Here is a 12,567-nt window from a genome sequence, read left to right on the forward strand (position 1 = left end):
ACTCCCCTCACGCGTCCCTACACTTCAAACGCGATTTCCATGCCGTCATAGGCCGGCTCCACCCCGTCAGGAAGATCCCGGACCAGCGTCTGGTAGTCCATGTCGACATGCAGATTGGTCAGGATAGCCCGGCGCGGTTTGAGCTCGGCGATCCAGGCCAGCGTTAACTCGAGGTGCGCATGCGATGGATGTGGCGCGTAACGCAAGGCGTCGATAATCAGTGTGTCGAGGCCCCTCAATGCGTCCATCGAGTCTGGTGGCAGACCGTTGACGTCGTTGCAGTAGGCCAAGTTGCCCATGCGGAAGCCCATGCATCGAATACGGCCGTGTTCCATGTCGATGGGCAGGATTTCCACAGGCCCGCCACGGCCTACAATTTCGAAGGGCTTCAGCGGAACGATCACCGGCTGCACCGCCATGATTGCCGGATACCCGCCTGCGCCGCGGAAGATATAGTCGAATCGCCGCTCCAGACGTTCGCCGGTCGCCGCATCGAAATAGACCGGAATCTGTGCGCGCTGGCGGATAGCAAGCGCGCGAACATCATCGATTCCGTGCGCCTGGTCGGCGTGGTCGTGCGTGTAGACAACAGCATCGAGATGGGTGGTGCCGGCCGTCAGCAGCTGCTCGCGCAGGTCCGGCGACGTGTCGATCAGGATGCGCGTCGCCGCGCCCTCATCGTTCGATCGCTCGATCAGCGCGCTGCAGCGCGTGCGGCGGTTTTTCGGCTCATCCGGATCGCATGAGCCCCAGTCGCCGCCGACGCGCGGTACGCCGCCGGATGAGCCGGTTCCCAGCAGGACCAAACGCGCCCGCGCCATCAGGCAGCTACCTTAGAGAACAGCCGCACAGCATTCTCCGTCGTTGCGCGCTTCACTGTGTCAGTATCGACGCCCATCAGCGCGCCGAGCGCCTCGGCGACGTGCACGAGGTAGGAAGGCTCGTTGCGGCGCCCGCGCATCGGCATTGGCGCAAGGTATGGGCAATCGGTTTCCAGGATGATGCGCTCGAGCGGCACGCCGGCGATCACCGCGCGCACGTCCTTTGCGCTCTTGAAGGACAGGATGCCGGACACGGAGACATACGATCCGAGTGCCAGCGCGCGGCGGCAGAGCTCCTCACCGCCGGTGTAGCAATGCAGCAGCGGCCGGAACGGGCCAATCGCGTATTCATCCTCAAGGATGTCCGCCATCAGGCTGTCGGCCTCGCGGGTGTGAAGGATCAGCGGTAGTCCGGTCGCGCGCGCGGCGCGGACGTGTTCGCGCAGGCTGCGCACCTGGTCGGCCTCGGCGCTGTAGCCGTAGTGGAAGTCGAGCCCGGTCTCGCCGATCGCCACGACCTTCGGGTGCTCGGCTTCAGTGATCAGCGTCTCAGCCATCAGGCCGGTGAAGTCTTTGGCGTGGTGCGGATGGACGCCAACGGAGCACCAGATGTCGCGCTGCGCTTCAGCGATGGCTTTGACTGCCGGGAAGTTATCATAGCGGTCGCAGATGGCGAGGAAGCGCTGCACGCCGGCGGCGCGCGCACGCCCCAGCACCTCGTCCAGATCGTTGGCGAAGGCTTCGCCATGCAGGTTCACGTGGGTATCAAACATCTGGACGGCGTTTAGACGGGCTGCGCCAATTCATAAAGCCCCGCGACCAGTTTCGTGGCGACCTGGGCGGCATCCATGTTCAATTGTTCGGCGTCGCCGGCGAGGCGTGCCTGTTTCAGCCACACTTTGGCGGCGGCCGGCTGGGTCTCGGCGCGGTCAGCGAGCCAATCCAGCAGTTCGGCCCGGAAAGCCTCCATGGACGCGTCGTCAACGGCGGCTGCGGCGAGGGCGGTCATGGCCAGCTTGTCGGGGAAAGTGGGGGCAGACCGGAGCAGGGCCCGGGCGGCCTCAACGGCGGCAAGGGCAGGCGCCGAAGACAGCCGGATGCCCTTCCCCGGCCTGCCCTTCGCAATCCGCGCGGCCTGCGGCGGCGCACCGGCTGCGTCCAGCGCTTTCCGGCAGTCTTCATCCGTCAGCGCCGACAGGCGCAGCACCCGGCAGCGCGACCGGATGGTTGGCAGGATCGGCTCGCGGCCATGATTGATCAGGAACAGCACGCATTTCGGCGGCGGCTCTTCGAGTGTCTTGAGAAGCGCATTGGCGCCGTTCCGGTTGGTCTCGTCGATGGCGTCGATGATCCCGATTCGCCAACCGCCGAGAGCCGGTTTCATCGTGAAGAAGTCCGTCAGCGCCCGGATCTGGTCGACGCTGATGTCCTGGACCAGCTTGCCCTTGTCGTTGAGGCCGCGCTGGAGGATGCGAAGGTCTGGGTGGCTGCCGGCCGCGATCGCCCGCCAGACGGGATCCGTCTTGCCGGCGTCGAGCGGCTGATCTGCCGGGCCGCGCGCGCCGAGAAGGAAACCTGCAAGGCGCAGCGCGAACCGGTACTTGCCGATACCTTCCGGTCCTTCGATCAGCCAAGCGTGGTGCAGACGAGTGCGCGCATGCGCATCGAGGAAGCGGCGCTCCGCATCGCCATGGCCGAACAGGGGCCAGCCAGCGGTCACCGTGTTGAGACCGGGAGCAGGCGGGCGACATGCGCCCAGGCGGTGTCGGCAACTTCGGGGGCAGTGCGGCTCGCGTCGACCAGCCTGCACCGCAACGGTTCGCTCTGAGCAATCGAGGCGAAGGCCCGGCGAACGGATTCGTGGAAGGCGCTGTCGCGTTTCTCAAACACGTCCGCGGCTCCCGCGCGAGCAGCGCGCCGTTCCGTGGCGAGGCTGACCGGAGCATCCAGGATCAGCGTGAGATCGGGTTTCGTGTCGCCAACGACATGGTCCTCGAGGTTGCGCACCACGTTCGCCGGCACCTGTCCCGAGAGGCCCTGATAGACGCGCGTAGAGTCCGCGAAGCGGTCACAGATGACCCATTTGCCGCCGGCAAGCGCCGGGCGGATCAGCAGTTCGAGATGCTCGCTGCGGGCAGCATTCATCAGCAACGCTTCGGCGAGCGGCGAAAAGGCTTGCCCGCCGGGCGGCGTCAGCACGAGGTTGCGCACCGCTTCGGCGCGGGGTGTTCCCCCAGGCTCGCGGGTGAGGACAACGTCGACCCCCTGCTCTACCAGCCGGTCGCGCAGGGCGGTCTGCAAGGTAGACTTCCCTGTGCCCTCACCGCCTTCCAGCGTGATGAACCGGCCTCGGGCAGGACTATCCATTCCCGCCCTTCAGTTCTTTTTCCGCGTCAGGCGCCTTGTCTTCCTGTTTCATCAGTGTGCTGATGCCTTCTATGGCCTGGCCGATGAAGCCGAGTTTCTTGACATCCGCTTCGGCAATCACAGCTGCAGAGACGGGTTCCTGACCTTCAAGCGTGACGACGAACTTGCCGACGACATCGCCTTTCTTGACCGGCGCCTTGATGGTCTTGTCGAGCACGAGTTCGGCCTTGGCCTTTGTGAACATCGCTTTGTGGCCAACAACTTTTACCGGTTCCGCCAGCGAGACCGCGACGGAGCGTTGCTCGCCCAGCCAAACTGGCACATCCGGCAGAGTGACCGTTTCCGGTCCGATAGACTTGAGCTCAAAACTCTGGATTGCGACCCGCATCAAGCGTTCGGCCTCCTGCGCGCGCGCCGCCATGGTCGGCAGGCCATTGATGACGATCGTACGGCGCACGCCGTCGCGAACGGCAGAAGCGGTCAGTCCGTAACCGGAAGATTCAAGGTGGCCCGTCTTCAGGCCGTCTGCACCCGCTACTTCCAGCAACGGGTTGCGGTTTGCCTGCGTGTATTCACGCCAAGTGTAGGACGGCAGCGAATACCAGGGATAGTATTGCGGATACTTGTCGATCGTCATCTTGGCGATCTTCGCGAGGTCAATCGCGGATACGACATGGCCCTCGCCTTCAAGACCCGTCGCGTTCACGAAGTTCACGGAGTTCAGGCCGAGTTCGTGGGCTATCTGGGTCATGCGAGCGGAAAAGGCCGCCTCTGAACCTGAAATGCCTTCGGCGAGAACGATACAGGCATCGTTGCCTGACATCGTGATCACGCCATGCAGCAGCTCTTCGACCGTAGGCGTGTCCTTGGGCACAAGGCCCATGGTGGACGTACCAGACGGAAAACCACCCCGGCGCCAGGCATCTTCACTGACGGTGAACTTGTCGGTCAGCGAGATTTCGCCCCGCTCGATGAGCTCGAAAACGACGAGCGCCGTCATCATCTTCGTCATCGATGCCGGCGTCATCGGTTCGTCGCCGCGCTTCGAATACAGGATCTGGCCAGTCTCATGGTCCATGATCACGGCATATTCCGCCGGTGTATCGATCAATTGGGCCGCGGCGGGCAAACCCGCGCTGACCCCGAAAACGGCAATTGCTGAAATGATCCCGCGCCAGATTTTCACGTGAGAGTCTCCCTATTCCAAAACGGCCGCGTGCACATTCGGCCCCTCTTCCCGGATAAACGGGAAAAGGGGCCGGTTTGTGGTCAGCGTCAATGGGCGGACTGCGGGCATTCTACTCCGCAGTGACGACCCGTCCGTCGCCCTTGCCTTCTGCATTCAGGCGGTCACGGAGCTGTTGAGCGGATTCGCGGCTGTCCAGCGGACCGACGCGAACCCGGAAGAAATCGGTACCGTTCACCCGGGCCGGTACGATTTCCACAGGCAGGTCCGACTGGAGGCCGCGGTAGAGCGTTTCGGCGTTCCCGATGTCGGAAAACGAGGCGAGCTGGACGTAGTGCGAGCCGGAGGCCGAAGAGCTGACTTTGCGTGCTTCCGGCTTAACGTCGGCGGCGACGCCCCATTCAGCCGGCGGCTCGGGCCACTTCACTTCGGTGCGTTTGGGCCGGACCGGAGCCGACCAGGTCGTGCCGCCAGCGAGTTCGTCGCCGCCTAGCAGCTCATCAGTCGGGCCGGCTTTAACCGGTTGCGGCGCCTGGTAGGACGCAGCGATGATCTTCGGGACACTGTCTTCACGCGGCGTGATCACGGCCGCAGCAGTCTTGCCATCGGCGAGACGCAGGGTCAGTTCGGCCTTCCCTGCCCATTCGAAGCCGAGGACGCGCGCAACTTCCCGCGACACCTGGAGCGATGCGCCTTCCTCGAACGGGCCGCGGTCATTGACGCGCACGAAAACTTCCTTGCCGGTCGCCGGATTGGACACCAGCACAACGCTCGGGAGCGGCAGCGACGGATGGGCCGCTGTCAGGGCTGATTGGTCGAAGATCTCGCCATTGGCGGTCGGCAGTCCGGCGAACTCGTCGCCATATATGATTGCAACGCCAGTCTCGAAGACGTTACCCGCTGGAGCAGCCGCAACCGGCGCGGGTTTGAAGGTCTCGACCAGCGGCTGAAGCGGAACCGCCTCTACCAGCGGCGCCCTGCCCGCTGTGCCCAGAGCGGCAGCGGTTGTGCGGGCGTCGAAGCTCCGGATCGATGGCGAAAACTGGGGTGCTTCCGTGTAGGACGTCTCTACGACCGGCGAGGCTATCGGCGGTACCGATACCGAAGCCATCTCAATGCGTCCGGCGGCCTCAAGCGATCCCGGATAGCGGAATTCGATCCGCTGGGTCGCCTTGTCGACGTTCCCTGCCGGCGTTGTGGCGCGGCTCACCTGTTTCTGCGGCGCGCTCGTTTCGTATACGTACTTGATCGGCGCCTTTGGACCGGCAGAGGCCGGCAGCGCAACGGCCGCCAGAACGACGACGGACGCAACAACGGTCAGTTGGCTCTTGGGCCAGGTACGCGCAAACGGCATGGGCCGCTAATCTCCTCTTTCTGAGAACCCGCACCCGCCTGTAAGGGCGTATCCGGTGGCCTTCTGGCCGGTTCAGCAATCGGTTTACCATGCAGATGTGGCCACCCGGTCAAACCGAACAAAAAGTCCGGCACGCAGCGTTAAGACCTGATTCATCTTCGCGTGACCCGGGGGGACTTGCCTTCCGGCCTGCCTTCCCACAAACAGCGGTCGCCGCGGAGGAGTGGCAGAGTGGTTTAATGCGGCGGTCTTGAAAACCGTTGAGCTCGAAAGGGCTCCGGGGGTTCGAATCCCTCCTCCTCCGCCATCAGATCCAGCCTGCCGTCTGCCCGAGCACCCACAGGCCGATCACCAGGAACAGCCCCGCCGCCACATACCGCACCACCTTGAGCGGTACGTACTTCAGCAGTCCGTTGCCGAGAAAGACTGCCGGAACGTTGGCCAGCAGCATCCCGAGAGTTGTGCCGGCGGTGACAGCAATTACGTCATGAAAGCGGGCGCCGAGTGCGATCGTGGCGATCTGGGTCTTGTCGCCCATTTCCACGAGGAAGAACGCAATCGTGGTTGCGACGAAGGCGCCGAACCGGGCCGGCTTCGGTTCCGGATCATCGTCGAGCTTGTCCGGGATCAAGGTCCAGGCAGCCATCACGATAAAAGAGGCCGCGATCAGGAAACGGAACCACTGACCATCGAGGATTGAGGCGACCTGCGAGCCGACAAGAGCCGCCAGGAAGTGGTTGGCGAGGGTTGCGACAAATATGCCGGCAATGATCGGCAGCGGCTTCTTGAATCGCGTGGCGAGAACAATCGCCAGAAGTTGCGTCTTGTCGCCGATCTCGGCGAGCGCGACGACGGCCGTCGAAGTGAACAGGGCTTCCATGGTGCAGTCTCCGGGTCGGGCGGCGTTCAGGAACCAACAGACATCAGTCCCGCCGCCCAACCCTGAGCGAAGAGAAGATGCCAGTGGTCTCGCCCAAACGGTCTCCCGTTTCCATCGCACCACGGCCTCTCGACCGAGCATGTTGACGCAATGGCTCGCCCTTTCGGACGACTGGCTACTCCCCAGTGACAGGTCCGCTCTAGGTCGGCCCGCGCGCCGTGGCAAGAGCGCATTCAGTCCAACGCCGGACCGAGCAGCTGAATAGCCGCCAAGTATGGTTTCGGCTCAACGCGAAGATGTTAACCACGCGATTACGATTTCAAGTTGTGAACGTTTGCGTCGCTGTCTATTGAAACAAGCGGAATCAAGTAATTTCCGTTGAGCGGCTTTCTTTTGCGCTTTTAATGAACGCAGATGAACGGCTTTCAGAACGGGCCGAGCCAGAAGGGCAAACATCGCGTGCGGGATCTCTTGAAAAGAGCCGTCGAGTCTCCGCGTGCAGCAGCCTGGCTCACGTTTGATGATCGTGGCGCCCCGTCCGTCGCCGCCATTGGCGATGGGGCGCCCGCTGGTAGCGCCTGGGCGAAACTTCCGCCGATCTATCCCGAATGGCTGGGCGACCGCACCTTTCTCGCCGAGCATCCTGCACGCTTCAGTTATGTCGTCGGCGAAATGGCCCGCGGCATAGCTACGCCTCGCATGGTTGTCGAAGCCGTAAAGGCCGGATGCCTAGGCTTCTATGGCAGCGCCGGCCTGCCACTGAAGGAAATCGAAGCGGGGATCAACGAAATCCGCGCAGGCGTCGGCGCCGGCGACGCCGCCTGGGGCGCGAACCTCATCCATTCCCCGCAGGAGCCCGGCCAGGAAGCCGCCATCGTGGATCTCTTCCTCAAGGAAGGCGTGCACCGTGTCTCTGCCTCCGCCTTCATGCGCTTGACGGCTGATGTGGTGCGCTTCACTGCGCTCGGTCTCGAGCGCGCAGCCGACGGCACCATCCGTCGCCGCAACCATGTATTCGCAAAGGTATCACGCGCCGAAGTCGCCGAGCCATTCATGGCGCCTGCGCCGCACAAGATGTTGCGCGAACTCGTCAGCGCCGGAAAGATCACCGAGGCGCAGGCCGACCTCGCCGCGGCCGTGCCGGTCGCGGCCGACATCACTGCCGAATCCGACTCGGGCGGCCATACGGACAATCGCCCTGCTGCCGTCCTGTTCAGCTCACTCAGTGCGGCCCGGGCGCGGATTGCGGCGAAGCACGGTTATGACGAAAGCGCCATTCGTATCGGGCTCGCCGGCGGCATCGCGACGCCGGGCGCCGTCGCTGCAGCTTATCAGATGGGCGCCGCCTATGTCCTGACCGGATCCATCAATCAGAGCGCCGTGGAGTCAGGCCTTTCCGAAGCCGGACGAAAGCTGCTGGCCAAGGCTGGACCTGCAGATGTCGCCATGGCGCCAGCTGCCGACATGTTCGAACAGGGCGTCGAAGTTCAGGTCCTCAAACGGGGAACATTGTTTGCGATGCGGGGCCGGAAGCTGCATGGTTTCTATCGGAGCGGCGCGAGCTATGACTCGCTGGCCGCAGCAGACAAAAAATGGATTGACGACGTGCTGGGTGAAACGTTCGATGCAGCCTGGGCCGAAACCAGCGCCTATATCCGGCGCGTGAATCCGGCGGAAGCTGCACGCGCCGAAACCGATGGCAACAAGCGTCTGGCGCTGGTCGCGCGGCGATACCTGTTCCAGGGCGCCCAATGGGCCCGAGAAGGCACGCCGGGCCGGACCGCAGACTACCAGATCTGGTGTGGCCCTGCGATGGGCGCGTTCAACGAATGGGTCGCCGGAACGACGCTCGAGCCGGTCGAAGCCCGCACTGTTCGACAGATTGCGCTGAACCTTCTGGAGGGTGCAGTGCGCGTCACCCGCGCAGGCCAACTGCGCTCGGCGGGAATTGCCGTACCTCCGAACTACTTCTCCTATACACCACGCCTGTTCGAGTAAGCTTGATGACTGACCGCCGTCCTCCGAGTTCCAGACGCCCTGTCGAGCCGATCGCCGTCGTCGGCATGGGTGCCATCTTTCCCGGGCGCGGCGACACGACCGGCTTCTGGCGGGACATCTTCGAGGCGCGCGACCTGATCAGCGATACGCCCGAGACGCACTGGCTGATCGACGACTATTACGACGCCAATCCGCTGACCAAGGACAAGACATATGGCCGGCGCGGCGGCTTCCTCTCGCCGGTCGCATTCGATCCTTTGGCTTTCGGCATACCGCCGGCACAGCTGCAAACCACGGACTCAGCGCAGCTGCTGGCGCTCGTGGCCGCAAAGATGACACTTGATGATGCAGAGCGGGACAGCGGCGGCAAGATCGACCGTTCACGGACGAGCGTCATCCTCGGCGTGGCCTCGGCGACCGAACTGACCGCGCACATGGCCGGCCGCCTTCAACGTCCTGCCTGGGTTAACGGGCTGCGCCAGTCTGGCCTTGCCGAGGCGGATGTTCAGGCCATCGCGACCCGCATCGAGAACCACTATGCCGAATGGAAGGAAAGCACCTTCCCGGGCCTGCTTGGCAACGTGGTGGCTGGCCGCATCGCCAACCGCCTCGATCTGGGCGGCAGCAACTATGTGACTGACGCCGCCTGCGCCTCGAGCCTCTCTGCCTTGCAGATCGCGCTGCACGAATTGCGCGCCGGCGATTCCGACATGGTGCTCACCGGCGGCGTGGATGCCCTGAACGACATCCTGATGTTTATGTGCTTCTCAAAGACACCGGCCTTGTCGCCCACTGGCGATTGCCGTCCGTTCTCGAACAATTCGGACGGGACGATGCTCGGCGAAGGGATCGGCATGCTCGCCCTGCGCCGCCTTGAGGATGCCGAGCGCGACGGCAACCAGATCCACGCCGTCATTCGCGGCATAGGTGGCGGGTCGGACGGCAAGGGTACCGCCATCTACACGCCCCTCCCGTCCGGACAGGCCCGCGCGCTGCGGCGCGCCTATGAGCAGGCGGGGTACGGCCCGGAGACCGTTGATCTCGTCGAAGCACACGGGACCGGCACCAAGGCAGGTGACCGCGCAGAGATTGAAGGCCTGCATCTTGTCTTCAGCGAAGCGGACAAAGGAGAAGGTCCTTGGTGCGCGGTGGGATCGGTCAAATCGCAGATCGGCCACACGAAAGCGGCGGCGGGCGCTGCAAGCCTCCTCAAGGCTGTAGAGTCCCTGCGCCGCAAGGTGCTGCCCCCGACGATCAAGATCGAGGAACCCGCTGACGCCATTCGCGACAGCGCCTGTTTCTATGTAAACACCGAAGCCCGACCCTGGATCACCGCTGACAACCGGCCGCGCCGCGCCTCGGTCAGCTCGTTCGGTTTTGGCGGATCAAACTTCCATGTCACGCTCGAGGAGTATACTGGGTCTGCCGCCGCCAAACCGGCGCGGGTACATCCTGCAGAGCTTTTCCTTTTCAGCGCAGACAGTACCGCTGACCTCGCGGGCGCCTTGCGTCGCCTTTCAGAAGCTCCGCCCCGGGAGGATGCCTTTGCTTCGCAGGCCGGCGGCACACACAGCCTGTTCAGGGCGAATGCTGCAGCCCGGGCGTCCATTGTCGCTTCAGGCCCAGAAGACCTTGCGACCAAAGCCGCAAAGCTCGCGGCTCTTGCCAGCTCAGGAACACTGGGCACCGCGCCGGTACCCCAAGGCTGCGCCGCATCTCTGAATGCGCCGGAACCGGGCAAGATTGCCTTCCTCTTTTCCGGTCAGGGCAGCCAGTATCCCGGCATGGGTTCAGATCTCGCCATAGCGTTCCCGGCAGCGCGCGCGCTGTGGGACTTTGCCGCGAGCCATCCGGTGACCGGCGCGCTGAAGCTGCACAAACTCGCCTTCCCGCCCGCAGCTTTCGATCAGGTTGAATTCGGCAACCAGCAACAGCGTCTGACGCTGATGCAGCATGCCCAACCCGCTATCGCTGCGGTGTCTCTGGCGCATCTTGCGCTGCTCGAAGCGTTGGGCGTCGAAGCCGACATGACGGGCGGGCACAGCTTCGGCGAGATCATGGCGCTGCACTATGCCGGCGCATTTGACCGCGAAGCCGCGCTGACCATTGCCGCCGCGCGCGGACGGGAGATGGCCAATGCGGCGCAAACGACGGAAGGCGCCATGCTCGCAGTGCAGTGCACCGCTGCCCGCATCGCGCCGCTCGTCAAGGAAATCGGTAACGGACTCGTCATTGCGAATGACAACGGCCCCAGTCAGGTCGTCCTGTCCGGTCCGGTCAGCGTCATTCAGACGGCAGAGCAACGCTGCGGGGCCGAAGGCATCAAGGCGCGCCGCCTGCCGGTCGCAACCGCCTTTCACTCGTCTATCGTCGAACCGGCCGTCGCGCCGTTCCGGTCCGCCCTCGAGGGCCTCCGCCTCAAGCGCCCCACGCTGCCAGTCTACGCCAATGCATCGGCCCAGCCCTACAAGGCCGCCGCGAAGGACCTCGGCGGCGCGCTCGCTGCCCAGATCGCCTCGCCTGTCCTGTTCCGGGAGCAAGTAGAGGCGATGTATGCGGCGGGTGCACGTCTCTTCATCGAGGTCGGCCCGGGCAATGTTGTCGCCGGTCTGGTTTCCGACACCCTCGGTGGGCGCGATTACACGGTCTTGTCGCTCGATAACAAGCGCACCAATGGAGTCGCGCAGTTCCTGTCGGGCGTCGGCGCGCTCGCAGTCGCAGGCCTCACTGTTGACCTCGCCGAGCTCTATGCAGATACGCCGCCTCCGGCGCCGAAGCCCGAGCCGTCACGGCACGCGGTCTTTCTGACCGGTGCAAACTACGATCGTCCGTATCCCCCAAAAGATGGCGCCGCCGGTCGGGCGCCGCCGAATGCCGCCGCTCAATCCATCGCCGCTCCCGCGCCGCGCGGGCCCACACCGAACCTTCAGAGGACTGAACCTGCCATGCCCGATCAGAATGACCGGAAAATCGTCGCCGCCCCGCCGGCGACGGCTCCCCAATCTGCCGGCCGCGTAGACTTATCGTCGACCGTCGAGCGCATCTGGCAGGAGGTTTCCCTTCGCCATCAGGACTACCTGAGTGCGATGGCCGAAGGTCACAAAGCTTACCTGAACGCAGCCGCCGTGCTGCTCGGCCAGGCCGGCGCCCTTCCGACCGAACCGCAACTGCTGCCGGCGCCGCGCGCCGCAGCGCCCGCTCCCGTCGACACGCCGCCACCGGCGCCGGCGCCGGCCCCTGCGCCGAAAGCAAACGGATCCAATGGCACGCACGCCTTCGTGCCGGAGCCGGTGAGACCGACCTCGGCCGAAGCGCCCGCCACCGCGCCGGCCAAAGCGCCGCTGGCGCCGAAACCCGCCGCCGCAGCAGCGCCGGTGCTGGATGCTTCGGGGATCGTCCGCGCCATTGTTTCGGAGAAGACAGGCTATCCGCCCGATATGCTGGACGCCGACATGGACCTCGAAGGCGAACTCGGCGTCGACTCCATCAAGCAGGTGGAAATCCTTTCCTCGCTGCGCGACCGCCTTCCGCACCTGCCAGAAATCGAGCCCGAGCGGCTCGTGGAGCTGCGCACCATTGCAGCCATAGCGGCCATGATCGACGCGGCAACACCGGGCGGGGCACCCGCCGCAGCGGCTGCTCAAGCCTCCGCCCTCCGAGCCGAGACGAAACCGGCTGTGGCTCCCGCTGCATCTGCGCTGCTGGTGTCTCCTGACGTCATCCGTGCGCTGATCGCCGAGAAGACAGGTTATCCGCCTGATATGCTCGAAGATGACATGGACCTCGAGGGCGAACTCGGCGTGGATTCTATCAAGCAGGTCGAGATCCTCTCCTCTCTGCGCGACAAGTATCCTTCGCTACCGGAAGTCGATCCTGAGCATCTCGCCGAACTGCGCACGATCCGGAAGATCGCCGATTTTTTCGGCTGAGGGATGACGGGGAGACACGGGCTTCCCATTAT

At 64.3% G+C, this 12,567-nt stretch carries 9 protein-coding genes, 1 tRNA gene and 1 riboswitch; of the genes, 3 read left to right on the plus strand and 7 right to left on the minus strand.

The annotated features are described in order from the left end of the window. Nucleotides 1-17: 17 nt before the first annotated feature. The 6 genes from Q0C17_RS04820 to Q0C17_RS04845 form a co-directional block, all read right to left on the minus strand. Entirely contained in the window at nt 18-821 is an 804-nt protein-coding gene (locus Q0C17_RS04820; protein WP_291202164.1) for an MBL fold metallo-hydrolase, read from the minus strand. Next, nucleotides 821-1,594: a TatD family hydrolase gene (locus tag Q0C17_RS04825; RefSeq protein WP_291202167.1), complete on the minus strand. Its 774-nt coding sequence runs from the start codon at nt 1,592-1,594 to the stop codon at nt 821-823. The genes Q0C17_RS04820 and Q0C17_RS04825 overlap by 1 nt, the downstream gene beginning before the upstream one ends. Nucleotides 1,595-1,605: 11 nt before the next feature. Next, nucleotides 1,606-2,541, minus strand: a complete 936-nt coding sequence (locus Q0C17_RS04830) for a DNA polymerase III subunit delta' (RefSeq protein ID WP_291202170.1) — start codon at nt 2,539-2,541, stop codon at nt 1,606-1,608. Next, a complete protein-coding gene (gene tmk / locus Q0C17_RS04835) occupies nt 2,538-3,188 on the minus strand; it encodes a dTMP kinase (RefSeq protein WP_291202173.1) in 651 nt (216 codons plus the stop codon). Before tmk ends, Q0C17_RS04830 begins: the two co-directional genes overlap by 4 nt. Then, nucleotides 3,181-4,374 (minus strand): D-alanyl-D-alanine carboxypeptidase family protein, encoded by a 1,194-nt coding sequence (locus Q0C17_RS04840; RefSeq protein WP_291202175.1) that lies wholly within the window; start codon nt 4,372-4,374, stop codon nt 3,181-3,183. The genes tmk and Q0C17_RS04840 overlap by 8 nt, the downstream gene beginning before the upstream one ends. A gap of 112 nt (nt 4,375-4,486) precedes the next feature. Continuing rightward, nucleotides 4,487-5,728, minus strand: a complete 1,242-nt coding sequence (locus Q0C17_RS04845; RefSeq protein WP_291202177.1) for an RlpA-like double-psi beta-barrel domain-containing protein — start codon at nt 5,726-5,728, stop codon at nt 4,487-4,489. A 217-nt stretch (nt 5,729-5,945) separates the two neighbouring features. Here Q0C17_RS04845 and Q0C17_RS04850 point away from each other — a divergent pair. After that, nucleotides 5,946-6,035, plus strand: a tRNA-Ser gene (locus tag Q0C17_RS04850). Here the strand turns inward: Q0C17_RS04850 and Q0C17_RS04855 are convergent. Further along, a complete protein-coding gene (locus tag Q0C17_RS04855; RefSeq protein WP_291202180.1) occupies nt 6,036-6,608 on the minus strand; it encodes a TMEM165/GDT1 family protein in 573 nt (190 codons plus the stop codon). A 14-nt stretch (nt 6,609-6,622) separates the two neighbouring features. Beyond that, nucleotides 6,623-6,812, minus strand: a riboswitch (yybP-ykoY riboswitch). 267 nt (nt 6,813-7,079) lie between these two features. Here Q0C17_RS04855 and Q0C17_RS04860 point away from each other — a divergent pair. Continuing rightward, nucleotides 7,080-8,606: a PfaD family polyunsaturated fatty acid/polyketide biosynthesis protein gene (locus Q0C17_RS04860; protein WP_291202184.1), complete on the plus strand. Its 1,527-nt coding sequence runs from the start codon at nt 7,080-7,082 to the stop codon at nt 8,604-8,606. 5 nt (nt 8,607-8,611) lie between these two features. Then, complete coding sequence (locus Q0C17_RS04865) at nt 8,612-12,535, plus strand: beta-ketoacyl synthase N-terminal-like domain-containing protein (protein ID WP_291202187.1); 3,924 nt, start codon at nt 8,612-8,614, stop codon at nt 12,533-12,535. Nucleotides 12,536-12,567 lie beyond the last annotated feature (32 nt).

The sequence above is a fragment of the Hyphomonas sp. genome (genome assembly GCF_022844445.1).
Lineage (GTDB): Bacteria > Pseudomonadota > Alphaproteobacteria > Caulobacterales > Hyphomonadaceae > Hyphomonas.

Excerpts from the sequence above, each read along its gene's own strand:
- Q0C17_RS04820 (WP_291202164.1), bottom strand. The coding sequence starts at position 821 with ATGGCGCGGGCGCGTTTGGTCCTGCTGGGAACCGGCTCATCCGGCGGC.
- Q0C17_RS04825 (WP_291202167.1), bottom strand. The coding sequence starts at position 1,594 with ATGTTTGATACCCACGTGAACCTGCATGGCGAAGCCTTCGCCAACGAT.
- tmk (WP_291202173.1), bottom strand. The coding sequence starts at position 3,188 with ATGGATAGTCCTGCCCGAGGCCGGTTCATCACGCTGGAAGGCGGTGAG.
- Q0C17_RS04845 (WP_291202177.1), bottom strand. The coding sequence starts at position 5,728 with ATGCCGTTTGCGCGTACCTGGCCCAAGAGCCAACTGACCGTTGTTGCG.
- Q0C17_RS04855 (WP_291202180.1), bottom strand. The coding sequence starts at position 6,608 with ATGGAAGCCCTGTTCACTTCGACGGCCGTCGTCGCGCTCGCCGAGATC.
- Q0C17_RS04865 (WP_291202187.1), top strand. The coding sequence starts at position 8,612 with ATGACTGACCGCCGTCCTCCGAGTTCCAGACGCCCTGTCGAGCCGATC.